Source organism: Romboutsia sp. 1001285H_161024_C4 (assembly GCF_015550185.1).
In the GTDB taxonomy this organism is placed as follows: Bacteria; Bacillota; Clostridia; order Peptostreptococcales; family Peptostreptococcaceae; genus Romboutsia_C; species Romboutsia_C hominis.
In genome coordinates, this window is record NZ_JADNAJ010000007.1 from 28140 (window position 1) to 46374 (window position 18235).

Consider the following 18235-nt stretch of genomic DNA (forward strand, 5'->3'; position numbering starts at 1 on the left):
ATCTTTTGTACGTTGATGTATTTGTCTATATCCTTCAAATCCAAGACGTAAGAAGTTATAATATTGTCCTATAACTTGACTTGCTGATCTTGAGAAGTTTATAGCCATAGTTGGCATTGATCCACCTAAGTAACTTACTTCAAATATTAATTCTTTTGGTAAGTATTCTTCATCTTTCCATATTACCCAACCTATACCTGGGTATACTAATCCATATTTATGACCTGATGTACTTATTGAAACTACATTTTTTAATCTAAAGTCCCATTCAAGCTCTGGATCTATAAATGGTACGAACATACCACCTGATGCACCATCTATATGTATAGGTACTGATATCTTAGCTGTTTTATTGTATTCTTCTAATAAAGCATCTAATGCTTTTATATCATCAAATTTACCTGTGTATGTTATACCTAGTAAACCTACTACACCTATTGTATAATCATCTACATAATCTAACACTTTGTCTACATCTAAACTCATGTGTTCTTCATCCATTGGTACTAAACGCATTTCTATATCCCAATATACACAGAATTTTTCCCAACAAACTTGATATCCTGAAGATATTACTAAGTTTGGTTTCTTAGCATTTACATCTATTCCTGCTTCTTTTGCTCTATTTCTCCATCTGAATTTCATAGCCATACCACCTAGCATACATGCTTCAGATGAACCTACTGTAGAAGTACCTATGTATTTCATATCTTCTGGTGCATTCCATAAATCTGCTAACATACTAACACATCTATTTTCCATTTCTGTTGTTTGTGGATATTCAGACTTATCTATAGCATTTTTTTCTAATGTTTCTGCCATAAGTTTAGTTGCTTCTGGTTCCATATAAGTTTGGCAGAATGTACATAAATTAAGTCTTGCATTACCTTCATTCATTAACTCATCTTTAATTAATTGATATGCTACATTTGGAGCAATAGAATCTTTCCCTAAAACATCTTTGGCTACCTCAGAGCCAGATTCTATTGTCCCAAATACTGGTGTATCATATTTATCGCCTAATCTGTCTTTTCTACTAAATAACATTTTTGATTCCTCCTAATAGTGTTTTTATAATTATTAATTTTAATAATTATAAATTTAATTTTTTGTTCAAATTATTGAGCATTTTTCATTTTAGACTTTTTATATATTATTTTGTTTTTTGTTATACTATATATATACCTCTCTTTTTGTGTGTTAAACATATTTTTACAATTTTTTTATATATTTTTTCTTTTTTCTAAATTTTCTTTATAATAGAAAAGAGTATTTTTCAATGCATAAAACAAGTTCTATACATTTCAAAATACTCTTTTTTGCAATTTAATTTTATATTAAAATCAATTTTCTTGTTTAAGTTAATTATTTTGAAGATGAAGTTCCACTTTCTAATATAGATACTATAGAGAATAATGTAAAACAAATTGCTCCAAGTCCAATCATTACACGCGCTGGTATAAAGTATGCTATATTAAATATTTCAGCTTCAAATAAAAATGCTCCCATAAATAAGCATATAAGTGCTGTCACTACTGGTATTAAAGGTACTCTCTTAGCTAATGGATTTGATTTTCTCCACACCATTCCTAATAAAAGTACTTTACTTAATATACTGTAACATACTATCCCTAATCCAATTAGAACAAATCCTGGAGCTATCCAAGCAGGATTTGTAGCTATTGAAAGTACTGCTATCCCCCATATTATATCTATGGTTCCTAATATAACAACTAATATTGACCATTTATAGCGCTCTTTCTCTGTAAACTTATTTTGTATTTGTCTTACAACACTAGCTACTAGTGCTACTAAGCTAGCACAAACTAATGAGATTCCTATTATTACATGCCCTGCTACAAAATTTTCAGTAGCCGAAGATGACATTAATAAATATATACCCCTAATAAAAGCAATTAACGCGCAAACAACAGGTACTGATATTAATATTTTAGCTGTAGGTTCTTTAAAAGAATCTTCAGGTTCATCTCCTTCTTTTAAGTTAGAACTATTTTTAGGTATTAAAAGAAATTTAGTTGATGAAGTTGCAACTGTTGAAACACAACAAGCTATTAATCCTAATCCAAATACTACGTTTCCTGAAACAACATATGCTGAATTTTGACCTGCTGTTTCAAATAACATTATTCCTGATACCATTGTAAATATTGATGCTAAATAACCTATACTTGGTAAAACCCACTTATCAAAATTATTGTACTTATTTATAAGCTGTCTTATTATAGTTGCTGCAGTGGTAAATAGTGCAATACATATAGCTGTTAAATATATCAGAACATGGCCTGCAACTACAAACTCAGATCCTATTAATTGCCCTAAATTTTTCACATAAAACCCATACCCTAGACATACCACTCCCATAAGTAATGGTATCGCCCTAAAAAATATACTAATATAATAATTCATCTTTCTTACCTCCAAAAAAATTTTGAAAGTAGATAAAAATCAAACCAATACCTACATATTAATTATTAGCTTGATTCATAGCTACTTATCTTATTGTAAAAAAGCAACTAGAATTATATTTAATTCCAATTGCTTTTTTATATATATTTTACCAAGTTAGATTAAAGGTTTGATTACTAAAATCTTATTATAATTTAATTTATTTTTAGTGAGTAAATCCATATTTTTTATTTTCTTGTTTTTTTCCATGAACTAATATCTTAGCATTATTTAAATCATTTATAGCCATTTTTAAATCTCTTATGAATAATTCAGCCATATCATAACTTAAGTCTGCTCTACATACTATACGTTGTATTATTGTATCTTGTAGGTTAACTGGTAATGGATATGCTGGTATTTGCCATCCTTTCATTGCTAATCTATCTGCTAAATCATATAATGTCCATTGTACATCATCTTCATTTTTTAATCTGTAACATACTATTGGTAAATTTTCACCATCATTATAGATTTTAAATAAACCAGTAGCTTCTATTTCTCTACTTAAGTACATAGCTACTTCTTTTGTACGTTGATGTATTTGTCTATATCCTTCAAATCCAAGACGTAAGAAGTTATAATATTGTCCTATAACTTGACTTGCTGATCTTGAGAAGTTTATAGCCATAGTTGGCATTGATCCACCTAAGTAACTTACTTCAAATATTAATTCTTTTGGTAAATATTCTTCATCTTTCCATATTACCCAACCTATACCTGGGTATACTAATCCGTATTTATGTCCTGATGTACTTATTGAAACTACATTTTTTAATCTAAAGTCCCATTCAAGTTCTGGATTTATAAATGGAGTAAACATACCACCTGATGCAGCATCTACGTGTATAGGTAATGATACTTTAGCTGTTTTATTATACTCTTCTACTACTGCGTCTAATGCTTTTATATCATCAAACTTACCTGTATATGTTATCCCTAATAAAGCTGCTATACCTATTGTATAATCATCTACATAATCTAACACCTTATTAATGTCTAAACTCATATGTTCTTCATCCATTGGCACTGTACGCATTTCTATATCCCAATATACACAGAATTTTTCCCAGCAAACTTGATATCCTGAAGATACTACTAAGTTTGGTTTCTTAGCATTTACATCTATTCCTGCTTTTTCTGCTCTATTTCTCCATCTGAATTTCATAGCCATACCACCTAGCATACATGCTTCAGATGATCCTACTGTTGATGTACCTATATAGTTCAACTCTTTTGGAGCATTCCATAGGTTAGCTATCATATCAACACATCTATTTTCCATTTCTGTTGTTTGTGGATATTCAGATTTATCTATAGCATTTTTTTCTAATGTTTCTGCCATAAGTTTTGTTGCTTCTGGCTCCATATAAGTTTGACAGAATGTAGCTAAGTTAAGTCTTGCATTTCCTTCATTCATTAACTCATCTTTAATTAATTGATACGCCACGTTTGGAGCAATAGAATCTTTCCCTATTACGTCTTTTGGAATATTAGAGCCAGACTCTATTGTCCCAAACACTGGTGTGCTGTAAGTATCTTCTTTTTTACTACATAACATTTTAAAAATCCTCCTAGAACTTCATGCTTTGATTTAAATTTTTAATGATTTTTTCTAGTGTCTATTTTGCGACTTTTTTACACTTTCTTTAGAGTTAAGACTGTTTAATTAGCCTTTCTCTTTTTATCAGTTATTGCATAAATTACAAAAGGTATTAGAATAGTTATTACAAAACTAACACTTAATATTGTTAAATATTCTGTAACACTCTTACCACTTAATTGGCTAGGTGGAACAAATGATATTACTAGAGCAAATATAGATGTTATGAATCCACATGCTGCTACTATTAATTTAAATGTTTTTCCTCCTGGAACTTGGTAAGAACGTTTTAAATCTTTATGTTTAAGTACTAAAGTAAAGTATCCTATGAAGAATAGTAAGTATCCTACTAGATATATTACAACTGTTAGTGATATTGCTGTAAGGAAAGATACGTTATTTCCTCCTCCACCAAAAGTAAGAACAGCTGCCCATATTGTAACTACTATTCCTTGAATTAATACTAAACGTACTGGAACATCATGTTCATTTGTTTTTGTTAATGATTTAGGTAAAATTCCTTTTTGTGCTGCTGAATACATTCCTCTTGAAGGACCTACAACCCAAGCACTAACTTCTCCCATTACTCCTAAAGCTAATAATAAAGCTATTAATTTTACAAGCCATGTAGCATTAGCACTAAAATGAAGTATTAGAACTTTAAATGTTTCAACAACACCTGAACTTAAGCTTAATTGAGACTTAGGTATTACAGATGCTACTGTTAAACCACCTATAGTATTTAGTATTATAGCTAGTACTACTAATATTATCATTGCTAATGGGTAATTTTTCTTAGCATTTTCTAATTCATTTACATGAGATGCTGATGCTTCAACCCCCATATAAGCTAATATAAATGAAACGAATACAACTAATGTATTTACTTTTGTAAAATCAGGTACGAAATATTTCATTCCAATTTTTACATCTACTGGGTTACCTTGTACTAAGTATGCTATTGATAAACCAAATAAAATTATAGCGGGTATAACTATACCAAATATAAATCCAGCCTTAGCTATCTTAGCTGTGTTTTTTGTTCCGCCTAACTGAGAAAATGTTAATCCCCAGAATATAACTAAAACTCCTATAAATTTTATAGCTGGAACATTGTTTAACGCATTCCAGTTAAATATGTATGAAACACATCCTAAAATAAAATAAATCATAGTTACAAATCCAACTGTGATTTGGAACCATTGGAAGAATATAGCTGCAAAGCCGTATCTTTCACCTAGAGTATTACCTACCCAAGCGAATATTCCCCCTTCTTGCCATCCTTCTACAGTGGCCATTTCTGCTGCACATAAAGCAACTGGTAAAAACCATAAAATTCCTCCTAATAAAAGGAAAAATACTAGATTAAATCCTGATGTTGCGAATGTTGGATATTCATAAACAGTCATTACCATTGATGCTGTCATTGCAAAGAATGCAAACAATGTAAGTGTTCCCTTTTTACCTACTTGTGCATCTTTCATTTGAATCATCTCCTAGGTATTAATTTTTTCTAACATATACTAAATTATCTTAGGCCTAAAGTAACTTATTGTCGTTATATGACATAAATACCCACGCTTCAACATCCATAACCATTTGATTTAAAATTTATTTAGTTTTCTTATTTTATAATTTTCTAACTTTTTCCATGTGTTAAAATTAATAAACACCACTTTAGAGATATCTCTAAAGTGGTGTTTATTAATTTTATTATTCAGCTATATTGTATACTTCTAAACCTTCATTCATTATATGCTTCTTTTTCACTTCAACTAAAGCCTTTAATGTATCAAGTGATGTCATTACTTCCGTAGAGAACTCTGTTGCAGTTCTTCTTATTTTAAATCCATCTCTTGTTGAGTCATTCCCTTTAGTAGGGGTATTTATTACTATATCTACTTGCTTGTTTCTTATAACATCAAGTATGTTTGGTCTAGCTTCTTCTACTCTCTTAACTATATCAGCATCTATTCCATTTTCTTGTAATATCTTAGCTGTTCCTTCTGTAGCTACGAAAGTATAGCCTAATTCATTCATATCTTTTGCTATTTCTATAAACTCTTCTTTATCATGATTATTTATAGTTGCAAGTACTACACCTTTTTTGTCAGACATAGTTTTTCCTGCTCCTAAGAACCCTTTATATAAAGCTTCTTCTAAAGTCTCACCTACACCTAGTACTTCTCCTGTAGATTTCATCTCAGGCCCAAGACTTACATCAACACTAGCAAGTTTTGACATTGAGAATACTGGAACCTTTACAGATACTAGATTAGGCTCTTTATATACACCTGTTCCATATCCTAAGTCTACTAACTTCTCTCCCAACATACATCTAGTAGCTAGGTCCACTATAGGTACATTACTTACCTTACTTATATAAGGTACAGTTCTACTTGCTCTTGGATTAACTTCTATTACATATAATTCATTTTTGAATTCTATAAATTGTATATTTACCATTCCAAGTACGTTTAGCTCTAAAGCAATTTTCTTCGTGTAATCTAATATTTTGGCTTTTATTTCATCATTTATATTTTGACTTGGATACATTGTTATACTATCCCCAGAATGAACCCCAGCTCTTTCTAAATGCTCCATTATTCCTGGTATTAGTATATTTTCTCCATCACATATAGCATCTACTTCTATTTCTCTACCTGTTAAGTACTTATCTATAAGTACTGGATTTTTCTTGTCTCTCTTGAAAGCATCTTCCAAGTATCTAGCTAACTTAGTTTCATCATAAGTTATTTCCATACCTTGACCACCAAGTACATAAGATGGTCTAACAAGTACTGGGTATTCTAATCTCTTAGCTTCTTCTATACCTTCTTCCACTGACCATATAGCTTTTCCTTTTGGTCTGTTTATATTTAATTTCTCTAGTAATTCTTCAAACTTTTCTCTGTCTTCTGCTGCATCTATGTCAGTAAAGTCAGTTCCTAATATTTTTATATTCTTTTCATGTAAGAATTTAGCTAATTTTATAGCTGTTTGCCCACCAAATTGAAGTATTACTCCATCTGGATTTTCTTTTTCTATTATATTTAATACTTCTTCTTCTGTTAATGGTTCGAAGTATAGTTTATCTGATGTATCAAAGTCTGTACTTACTGTTTCTGGGTTGTTGTTTACTATTATAGTTTCTATTCCCATTTTTCTTAATGATTTTACACAATGTACTGAGCAATAATCAAATTCTATCCCTTGACCTATTCTTATTGGTCCAGAACCTAATACTACAACTTTTTTCTTATTACTTACCTCTACTTCATCAAATTGCTCATAAGTTGAGTAGTAATATGGAGATAATGCATCAAACTCTCCTCCACAAGTATCAACCATCTTATATGCTGGTTGTATGTTGTATAGCTTTCTTAACTCACATAATATCTCTGGACTTATCTTCATTAGGTCAGCTATACCTTTATCTGAGAATCCTTTTTTCTTTAGTTCTAATAGGTAATCTTTATTTAAGTCTTCTATTTTCATACCTCTTAATTTTTCTTCTTGCTCTACTATCCACTTAAACTTGTGTATAAACCACTTATCTACACCTGTTATTTGCTCTATCATGTCAACTTTATAGCCTCTTCTTATCATTTCAGCTAAGTCGAATAATCTTTCGTCATCTGGTACCACTATACTCTTCTTTAATTCTTCTAAGCTCTTTTCTTCTGAAGGAGCATGAACTAATGAATATTTTCCTATTTCAAGAGATCTTATACCTTTTAACATTGCAGCTTCAAAGTTACTTCCTATACTCATTATTTCTCCAGTTGCCATCATCTTTGTTCCTAACTTCCTATTAGCTTGCTTGAACTTATCAAATGGCCACTTTGGTATCTTAACTACTACATAATCAAGCGTTGGCTCAAAACATGCGTATGTTTTCTTTGTAACTGCATTTTCTATTTCGTCTAGAGTGTATCCTAAAGCTATTTTTGCAGCAACCTTAGCTATTGGGTATCCAGTAGCCTTAGATGCTAATGCCGAAGATCTACTAACTCTTGGGTTTATTTCTATAATTGCATATTCTAAACTGTGTGGGTTAAGTGCTATCTGTACATTACACCCACCTTTAACCTCTATTGCATTTATTATATCTATAGATGCTTTTCTAAGCATTTGGTATTCTCTATCACTTAAAGTTTGACTTGGAGCTACAACTATACTATCCCCTGTATGAACTCCAACAGGGTCTATATTTTCCATATTACATACAGTTATACAATTTCCATTGCCATCTCTTATTACTTCATATTCTATTTCTTTCCAACCCTTTATACTTTTTTCAAGCAATACTTGGTTAACCGGGCTTAATTGTAAACCTTGAGTAAGTATTTCTGTAAGTTCTTCAACATTTTCAGCTATACCTCCTCCAGTTCCACCTAGTGTATATGCAGGTCTAACAACTACTGGATATCCTATTTTTCCTGCAAACTCTAATCCACTTTCTAAGTCAGTTACTATATCACTAACTACAACTGGTTGATTTATTTCTCTCATTACTTCTCTGAAAGTATCTCTGTCTTCACCCTTTTTTATAGATTCAACAGATGTACCTATTATTTCAACATTATACTTTTCAAGTATTCCAGCTTCATGTAATTCAACTGCTAAATTAAGAGCTGTTTGACCACCCATTCCTGCTAATAAGCTATCTGGTCTTTCCTTTTCTATTATTTTTTCTATAAATTCTATTGTTAATGGTTCTATATATATTTTATCCGCTACTTCTTTGTCCGTCATTATAGTAGCTGGGTTACTGTTTATTAATACGACTTCTATTCCTTCTTCTTTTAATGCTTGGCAAGCTTGTGTTCCAGAATAATCAAACTCTGCTGCTTGCCCTATGATTATAGGTCCTGAACCTAATACTAATGTCTTTTTTATTCTATCTATTTTAGGCATAATTTTTTCTCCTTATCTAATTAAATTTAACAATCTATACTAATGCTAAGAATTTATCAAATATATAATCATTGTCTTTTGGCCCTGGGCAAGCCTCTGGATGATACTGGACACTGTATATAGGTAATTTTGTATGTCTCATTCCTTCTACAGTATTGTCGTTTAAGTTTATATGCGTTACTTCCATATCCTGTGGTAATTCACATACGTAATAACCGTGATTTTGAGATGTTATAAATACTTTGTTTTCCTCTAAATCTTTAACTGGATGATTTCCACCTCTGTGTCCAAACTTTAACTTTCCTGTTTTTCCACCTAAAGTTAATGCTAGTAATTGGTGTCCTAAGCATATTCCTGCTATTGGCTTTTTATCAATTAATTCTTTTATATTTTCTATAACATCTTCTAAATCTTCAGGATCTCCAGGTCCATTAGATAAGAATATTAAATCTGGGTTTATTCCTAATACATCTTCTGGCTTTGTTGTTGCAGGAAATACGGTTATATCACATCCACGATTTGCAAATGATCTTAGTATGTTTTCCTTAACTCCAAAGTCCATTACAGCAACTTTTGTTCCTCTTCCAGCTATATGCTCTACTTCTTTCCTAGTTACTGTTTTTACTGCTTGAGTATTTGAGAATGCATCTAATTTAGCTTGAACTTGCTCTAATGATGTACCTTCTAAAGTTATTATGCCTTTCATAGTTCCGTTGTTTCTTAATATTTTTGTAAGAGCTCTTGTATCTATTCCTTCAAGCCCTATAACTTTATTTTGCTTTAGGTATGTGTCTAAATCCATTTCACATCTAAAGTTATTTGGCATATCACTTTTTTCTCTTACTATAAATCCCTTTACATGAACTCCCTTAGATTCTACGTCTTCTAAGTTTATACCATAGTTTCCTACAAGAGGATATGTCATCGTTACTATCTGTCCATAGTACGAAGGATCTGTTAACACTTCTCCATATCCTGTCATAGAAGTATTGAATACTACTTCTCCTACACTGTCATTTAAATATCCAAAGGCTTTACCTTCGAATATAGTTCCATCTTGTAATATTAATTTCCCCTTCATATTAACCCTCCTAAGCATTCGCTATTTCATTTACTATATTTTTAGCTGACTGAGCTGGATTTTCAGCTTTAGTTATAGGTCTTCCAACTACTAAATAATGTGCTCCTTTGTTGATTGCATCAGCTGGAGTTACTACTCTCTTTTGATCTCCCTTGTCTGCACCTGCTGGTCTTACACCTGGGCATACTGTTACGAAATCTTTTCCGCAAGCCTCAACTATCTTATCTACTTCTTGTGCTGAACAAACTATTCCATCAATTCCTGCTTCCTTAGCTAGTTTGGCTCTTTTTATAGCTAATTCTTCTGTAGTCATATTGCATCCTATATCTTGTAAATCTTTATTGCTTAGCGATGTTAATACTGTAACACCTACTATTATAGGTTTTTCTATATTCAATTTCTCAGCCTCTTCCTTAGCAGCTAATGCACATTGTCTCATACCTTCCATATCAGAAACATGTATTGTCATTAACCAAACATTATCCCTAACTGCTGCTCTTACTGCACTTTGCATAGTATTTGGTATATCATGGAACTTAAGGTCTAAGAATATTTTTTTACCTTTTTCTTTTAAGTAATCTACTGTTTTACCTCTTGTTGCTACATATTGTTCTAACCCTACTTTAAATATATCCACTTCATTTTCTAGTGTATCTATTAATTCTTTAGCTTTATCAAATTCGTTAGTGTCTATCGCCACTATTAGTTTGTCTTTTCCATTTACCATAATTTTACTCCCCTTTTTAATAAAGCCTTAATAAAAAATCCTCATACCACAGGGTATAAGGATTCTATCTATACATAACATTACATTTATAAGCTATGAGATATCTTTCCCAGCCTCTCTGGACTAGTTTAAAAGACTTTATTATATTTTTATTTTAAAAATTCACTTCGTTCATATCGCCAACGATATGGCTTCGTATTCACTCAGTCACATCCGTTGCTAAAAAAACCTCTAGCCAATCCAGCTAGAGGTTATATATACAAAATTAATTATTATAGTTAACCTTTTTAGCCTCTCTGGACTAGTTTCAAGGAATTTCTATTTTATTTTAATTACATACTACACTTCATATCCTCTCGGGATATTTTAAAGCTTTATCTTGTATACAATTATTACATCTTTTCCTTTTAATGTCAACTCTTCTTTTTTTCTTCTCTCTTTATAAATCGATATAATATATAATATTTTCTATTCTTCTATTATAGCACTTATATAATACTCTTTCCCTAATCTTTTTTTAGCCTTTGTTTTTTCATATTTTACTTTCATATCATATTTTTTACAAGCTATATCAAAATTTCTAAGACAAATTCCCATACTTATTTTACTCATTTTCTCTATAGACTTTTTTTGTTTTTCTTCATATATATCAATAGATGTTTTCGTATTGTAAAATCTCCAAGGTTGTACATTCTTTACAGATGATGACATTCTTACAGCACTTAATATTTTAGTCCACTTTCTATCCATTTTCTTTGATATTTCTTTTGTTCTTTTTCTTCTTGGCTCTGCATTTACATTTCTAAAAATATGCTCTCCTTCTTTTGGGTATCCAAAAGCTATTACAATATATGGTTGCTCTTCACTTTCCTCTATACTTTCTTCTAGTTCTATATCTTCTTCCTTAACTTGTTCTTTTGAATATATTTCTATACTCTCTGTATCAATGTCTATAATCTCCTTTACATCTTCTTGAGATAAGTTACACTCTATCCAACAAGTACCTAAACCTAAAGTTGTTAATTGTAACACTACATTTTCTATTGCAAAACCAATATTTTGTAAATAGTCTTCCCCTTTATTCGATGTTACTAATATATAGTGAGGTGCCTTTATATTACAGTCCTTTTTCATTAAAAACTGTATCAAGTGACCTCTATCTATTAAATGTGCTTTTATATCCAATTCTTCATTTAAATAATCAATACTCTTACATATTTCTTTAATTTCTTTCATTAATTCTGGTTTTACAGCTCTATTTGAATATTCTTTTATCGTTCTTCTATAAAATATAGCATCATATAAGTCCATTTATTTCCTCCTAAAATATTTCCAATATCTATATAAATCAAATTGATATATTATATATCTTTTATTAATAGTTATATTTTTCTAGTCATTTCTACAAATTCATATATTATATTATAAATTTTTTTATTCTTTTTGTACATTTAAATACATATTATTTATAATTTATAGTTAAATATTTTTTATATATTTACTTATATTTTTTTGGGTATAAAATATAGTATTATAGTTTATCTAGTGCTTATTTTTGCCGATAATTTATTTTATAAGAAAACTGTTTCCAATTTTCTGTTTTTGTAAATATATTATAAATATTTTTTTATAGTAAAATTATGTAATTCCCTTATTTTTTTAGTATTATTAAGTTAGCAGTGAATAAACTATAATTATCTTAATAAGATAATTTTATTAAAATTTTAGGAGGTTCAAATTATGGAATTTGAAAGAAATTTAGATAAGTATGCTGAGTTAGCTGTTAAAGTCGGAGTTAATATACAAGCTGACCAAACTTTACTTGTTAGATCGCCTATCGAATGTGCTCCTTTTGTTAGAAAAGTTGTTGAGCATGCTTATAAGGCTGGAGCTAAAAATGTACATATAGAATGGTCTGATGAAGAATGTACTTTAATAAAATACTTAAATGCACCTGAAGAAGCATTTAACGAATTCCCTAAGTGGACTTCAGAACAATATGTTGATATAGCAAAAGAAGGGGGAGCTTTCTTAACTATATATGCTCAAAACCCTGATTTATTAAAAAATGTAGATCCTCAAAGAGTCGCTAACTTCCAAAAAGCATCTGCACAAGCTTTAAAGGAATGGAGATCTTACACTCTATCTGACAAATGTAAATGGAGTATAGTATCTGTACCAACTGAATCTTGGGCAGCTAAGATATTCCCTGATGTTTCTAAAGAAGAAGCTGTTGAAAAATTATGGGAAGCAATATTTAAGTGTTCAAGAGTTTCTGGTCAAGACCCAATAGAAGCTTGGAATAATCACAACAATGACTTAAAAACAAGAATGAATTTCTTAAATGATAAAAACTTCAAAACATTAAAATTTAAATCAGCAAAAACTGATTTAACTATGGAATTACCTGAGGGGCATATTTGGTTAAGCGGTGCATCTCAAGACCCTAATGGTGTTAACTTCAACCCAAATATACCAACAGAAGAGGTTTTCTCTATGCCTCACAAATTTAAAGTTAATGGTGTAGTTCATAGCACGAAACCACTTGTTTATGGTGGAAATGTTATAGATAACTTCTCTTTAACATTTAAGGATGGAAAAATAATAGATTTCACAGCTGAAAAAGGTGCTGAGACACTAGGTAAATTAATAGACACTGATGAAGGTTCTCATTACTTAGGAGAAGTTGCATTAGTTCCTTTTAAATCTCCTATATCAGACACTAATATAGTATTCTTCAACACTTTATACGATGAAAATGCATCTTGTCACTTTGCATTAGGATCTGCATACAAGACTTGTATAAAAGATGGTGATTCTATAAAAGAAGAAGAAATGGATAAATATGGTGTTAATACAAGTTTAACTCATGTTGACTTCATGATAGGTTCAGCTGATATGGATATCGTTGGTATAACTAACGATGGTGAAGAAATTCAAGTATTCAAAGATGGAAACTGGGCTTTCTAATTTAATACCTATTAAATAAAAGAGATGCTAGTTAGGCTTAGCATCTCTTTTTAAGGTTATATAAAAATAATAGTAAATATTATAATAAGTTTACTGTCTTATCTATTTATTATCTATAGATAATAAAAAACATCTAGGATTACAAAATATAACCCTAGATGTTTTTTGGTTGTCGACGATAAATATTTTATATCAATTAATCTTACATTTTGCAGATTAACTTATAACTTAATTATACATAATTTTTTTAATATAGTAAATTTCTATTTACTATATTTTACTTCTGTCCACTCTATATTGTTAATATATTTTTCAACTAACTCGTGGCTCATATCTGGATGAATAGTTTCTTCTGTTGCTATAGTTATAGATGACATAGCTATTGCATATTTTACAGTATCAACTATATTAATATTATTCATATAACCATTAGCTATACCTGCTACAAAAGAATCTCCTGCACCAGTAACGTTGATTACTTTTACATCATTAGCCTTAATTTTACCTTCTTCTTGCCCATTGTTGTAGTATATACCATCTTCATCTAATGTTATAAATACGTTTTGGATACCTAAGTCTGTAAAATATTTACCAGCTTTTCTTAAATCTTCATCATTGTGTATTTTAAATCCACACATTATTTCAGCCTCATATCTATTTGGCTTTATAGTATGGAACCCTTTTATTAAGTGTTTAACTGTTTTAGCCTTTGCTGCTGAAACTGGATCTAATATAAGTTTAGTATCTTTACTAAAGTTTTGTATTATATATTCTACTATATCAGGTCTATCTGAGTCTAGTATCATATACTCAGCATTTCTTATTATTTCCGCTTTTGAGTCTATAAATTCTGTAGTAAACATGTCTATTATGTTCATATCAACTACAGCAGAAACCATCTCACCTTGTTCATCTAAGATAGCCATATATGTAGGAGTGTGCCCTCCTTTTATTATTAGAGACTCGCTCATATCATAGTTCATCTTTTTAGAATGATCTAACATTCTTTTTCCTGTCTCATCATCTCCTAATATAGAGATAAATCTTGTATTTACACCTACTCTAGCCATACATTCAGCTATATTTCTACAAACTCCTCCGAAAGAAGTCTTAACTTTACCTGGATTAGAATCATTACATCTATAATTATTGTTTGTAAACCCGCAGATATCAAAAACTGATACTCCGAAAACTAACGCATAAGGTTGCCTATTGTCTATCATTTTTGTTTAAACCTCCCTAAGAATCACCTTCCTATTTTATCACATTCTTATGAGTTTTTTCTATAGATTTTACGTTTTAATGTCAATTATGCAAATTTTTACACTTTTTTTGTCATATTTTAATAAAATAGGAGGTTAAAATACCCCCTATATTTTATCTTAAATTTGTCTTTGCTATTTCTATAGATGATTTCGCATCTTTAGAATAATAGTCTGCCCCAATCTCTTTTGCATACTCATTAGTAAGTACTGCACCACCAACAAATACTTTCGCATCTAGTCCTTCTTTTCTTATTGCTTCTATTGTTTCTTTCATGCTTTTAACTGTAGTTGTCATTAAAGCACTTAATCCTATAAGTTTTATATTTCTATTTTTAGCCTCTTCAACAATTACATCAATATCAACATCTTTCCCTAAATCTAGGACATCATACCCATAATTTTCAAGCATTATCTTTACAATATTTTTACCTATATCGTGTATATCTCCTTTTACAGTTGCTACTATAATTTTTCCTTTTTGCTCTATACTTTCACTTTTACTTTGTAAACTTACTTTTAGAATATCCAGTGCTACTTTCACAGTCTCTGCCGATTGTATTAATTGCGGTAAGAATATTTCACCATTTTCATATTTTTTACCTATTTTATCTAGTGTAGGTATAAGTATTTCTTCTATTACTTCATTTTCTGATTGACTTTTTAAAATATTTGGTATTACTTCTTTTATTTCTTCTTTAAGTCCTCTTTCTATTATTTGTTCTACTGATAATTTTTCTTTATTATTTTGTCTTGTATTGATATCTTTATTATTTACAACATTTGCATATTTACTTATGTAATTTATACAATTTTTATCTATATTTTTTATTACTTTAAAAGAGTTTATAACTTCCATCATGCTATCTTCATTTGGATTTATAATTGGTAAGTCTAGTCCATTTGCTAATGCCATAGTTAAGTAAGTACTATTTAAAGCTTTTCTATTTGGTACACCAAAAGATACATTTGATACCCCTAATATAGTTTTAACTCCCAATTCCTCTTTTATCATTTTTATACATTCTATAGTTGCCATGGCCTCTGATTGCTGCGCTGAAACTGTAAGTGATAAGCAATCTATAAATATATCTTCTTTATTTATTCCATAAGATATTGCTTTATCTACTATTTTTTTAGCAATATTAAATCTTCCTCTTGCCGTTTTTGGTATTCCATTTTCGTCTAAAGTAAGTCCAACCACACATGCTCCGTATTTTTTTACTATCGGAAGTATTTTACTTAATGATTCTTCTTTTCCATTCACAGAATTTACTATAGTTTTACCGTTATAATATCTAAGACCTTGTTCTAAGGCATCTATATTTGATGAATCCACTTGAAGAGGAGTATCTATAACAGATTGAATTTCTTTTATAACCATAGGCATAAAATTTTCTTCTTCTATATTAGGTATTCCTACATTTACATTTAATATTTCAGCTCCACCATTTATTTGTTCTAAACCTAAGTTTATAATGTAATCAAAGTTTCTATTTTTTATTGCATCTTGAAGACTTTTTCTCCCTGTTGGATTTAATCTTTCTCCCATAACAGTCGGAGCTTTTATTTCTACAACCTTTGATGGTGAGCATACAAAACATTTATTTACTTTCTCTACATTTACCTTTTTTAATTCATCTAGATTATTAGATATTTTATTTATAAAAGATGGATCTGTTCCACAACATCCTCCTATTATTGATGCACCTACTTTTACAAAATTTTTAACACCTTTATAAAATTCCTCTGCATCTACATCATATGTAGCTTGTCCATCCACTATATTTGGTAGTCCTGCATTAGCTTGAACCACTACCGGCACCTTTGTCATCTTAGCTATTCTCTCTACTATTGGTAAAAGCTGCTTTGGCCCTAAAGAGCAATTTACACCTACAGCATCTACTCCTAATCCTTCTATAGTTAAAACCATACTTTCTGGAAGGCACCCAGTAAAACTTCTCCCATTTTCATCAAAGGTCATAGTACAAAATACAGGTAAGTTAGTATTTTCCTTAGCTGCTAATACTGCTGCCTTAGCCTCATATAAATCCACCATAGTTTCTATTATTATTAAATCTGCACCAGACTTTTCACCTTGTATTGCTTGTCTTTTAAATATTTCATATGCCCTATCAAAACTTAGTGTTCCCATAGGTTCTAACATTTCTCCTATCGGTCCCATATCTAGTGCTACAAATTTATTATTAATATTTTGTGATTCATTAATAGCTTTTTTAGCAACTTTTACTGCATTATCTACTATTTTTTCTACAGTATACCCTAGTTTTTCTAATTTTAGCTCGTTAGCACCAAAAGTATTTGTAGTTATTACATTTGACCCTGCATCTAGGTATGATTTATGTATTTCTAAAAGTTTATCTGGATTTTCAAATCCAAATATTTCTGGATTTTCCCCTATTTTTAAACCTTTTTGTTGAAGCATTGTTCCCATAGCTCCATCAAATATTAATATATTATCTTTTATAAAATCTCTTACATTCATCTCTGTCATCCCCTTTTTTATATTTACAATTTTTGTTATTTTGGCATTTTGAACATGATTTAAAGCTTTGAATTGTTTTATCTTCTGATATTCCTATTATTGCTATAACAGACTTCCTTGGAATCATTATTCCACTTTCAGTTATAGTCAAACCGATTTCTTTTTGACAATTTAATAGATTTATTATTTCTCTATTTTTTTCTATTGGTAAGTCCCCATATCCTGGGCTATATCTTGATGTTATGAATTTATTAGTATTAATTAATTTTTCTTGTATTTCCAATTGTAGTCTATCGCACAGTTCTTCTATAGCTGTGGTAGCACAAGCATCTAATATTATACTTTTGCTTAACTCATTATAAGAGCGCTTTTTTATTTCTTTTTCTATTTCTATCCCTAGTGTTGTAGCCATTATTATGCATTCACTGCAACTATCTAATAAATTATACAAATCTCTACTTTTTAATGTTAAATTACTTCCCTTTATATATACCTTATCTCCATATGGTCTGTTATCTTCTCTTAATATAGGATAAACCCTCAAAATATATCGAGGGTTTATTGTTGATTTAGTTATTTTTATGCATTCATCAATTATATTATGAAGATTTTCATTTATTTCTTGACCTTTATACTCTAGATATCTTAATACTTCGTTTTTATCTATATCTATAGATTGTGAAAAGTCAATTCTCATTTA

General features: G+C 30.0%; 12 protein-coding genes. 1 reads left to right on the plus strand and 11 read right to left on the minus strand.

Annotation, left to right across the window (positions count from 1 at the left end):
* The 8 genes from I1959_RS11740 to I1959_RS11775 form a co-directional block, all read right to left on the minus strand.
* Positions 1–1047: glutamate decarboxylase (locus I1959_RS11740; RefSeq protein WP_195238365.1), on the minus strand; the 1047-nt coding region annotated here is incomplete at its 3' end.
* Positions 1048–1365: 318 nt separating this feature from the next.
* Entirely contained in the window at positions 1366–2427 is a 1062-nt protein-coding gene (locus I1959_RS11745; protein ID WP_195238367.1) for a DUF2776 family protein, read from the minus strand.
* Between the two features lie 205 nt (positions 2428–2632).
* Entirely contained in the window at positions 2633–4027 is a 1395-nt protein-coding gene (locus I1959_RS11750) for a glutamate decarboxylase (protein WP_166506129.1), read from the minus strand.
* A gap of 104 nt (positions 4028–4131) precedes the next feature.
* Positions 4132–5553, minus strand: a complete 1422-nt coding sequence (gadC, locus tag I1959_RS11755; RefSeq protein WP_092921567.1) for a glutamate:gamma-aminobutyrate antiporter — start codon at positions 5551–5553, stop codon at positions 4132–4134.
* Between the two features lie 229 nt (positions 5554–5782).
* Positions 5783–8989 carry a carbamoyl-phosphate synthase large subunit gene (gene carB / locus I1959_RS11760; RefSeq protein ID WP_166506130.1) on the minus strand — a complete coding sequence of 1069 codons (3207 nt, stop codon included), beginning with the start codon at positions 8987–8989 and terminating at the stop codon, positions 5783–5785.
* Between the two features lie 34 nt (positions 8990–9023).
* Positions 9024–10070 carry a carbamoyl phosphate synthase small subunit gene (locus I1959_RS11765; RefSeq protein WP_092921571.1) on the minus strand — a complete coding sequence of 349 codons (1047 nt, stop codon included), beginning with the start codon at positions 10068–10070 and terminating at the stop codon, positions 9024–9026.
* 10 nt (positions 10071–10080) lie between these two features.
* Positions 10081–10797, minus strand: a complete 717-nt coding sequence (pyrF, locus tag I1959_RS11770; protein ID WP_195238369.1) for an orotidine-5'-phosphate decarboxylase — start codon at positions 10795–10797, stop codon at positions 10081–10083.
* A 468-nt stretch (positions 10798–11265) separates the two neighbouring features.
* A complete protein-coding gene (locus I1959_RS11775) occupies positions 11266–12108 on the minus strand; it encodes a nitroreductase family protein (protein ID WP_092921575.1) in 843 nt (280 codons plus the stop codon).
* A gap of 429 nt (positions 12109–12537) precedes the next feature.
* Between I1959_RS11775 and I1959_RS11780 the strand changes: the two genes are divergently transcribed.
* The gene (locus I1959_RS11780; protein WP_092921577.1) at positions 12538–13767 is read left to right on the plus strand and encodes an aminopeptidase; all 1230 of its coding nucleotides are present in this window, start codon (positions 12538–12540) and stop codon (positions 13765–13767) included.
* 263 nt (positions 13768–14030) lie between these two features.
* Here the strand turns inward: I1959_RS11780 and I1959_RS11785 are convergent, their stop codons facing one another.
* The 3 genes from I1959_RS11785 to I1959_RS11795 all read right to left on the minus strand — a co-directional run bounded on the left by I1959_RS11785 (position 14031) and on the right by I1959_RS11795 (position 18232).
* Complete coding sequence (locus tag I1959_RS11785; RefSeq protein WP_092921581.1) at positions 14031–14990, minus strand: carbohydrate kinase family protein; 960 nt, start codon at positions 14988–14990, stop codon at positions 14031–14033.
* A 154-nt stretch (positions 14991–15144) separates the two neighbouring features.
* Positions 15145–17535 carry a homocysteine S-methyltransferase family protein gene (locus I1959_RS11790; RefSeq protein WP_195238375.1) on the minus strand — a complete coding sequence of 797 codons (2391 nt, stop codon included), beginning with the start codon at positions 17533–17535 and terminating at the stop codon, positions 15145–15147.
* On the minus strand, positions 17507–18232 hold the full coding sequence (locus I1959_RS11795; RefSeq protein WP_166506136.1) for a vitamin B12 dependent-methionine synthase activation domain-containing protein: 726 nt from the start codon (positions 18230–18232) through the stop codon (positions 17507–17509). Before I1959_RS11795 ends, I1959_RS11790 begins: the two co-directional genes overlap by 29 nt.
* Positions 18233–18235: the final 3 nt, after the last annotated feature.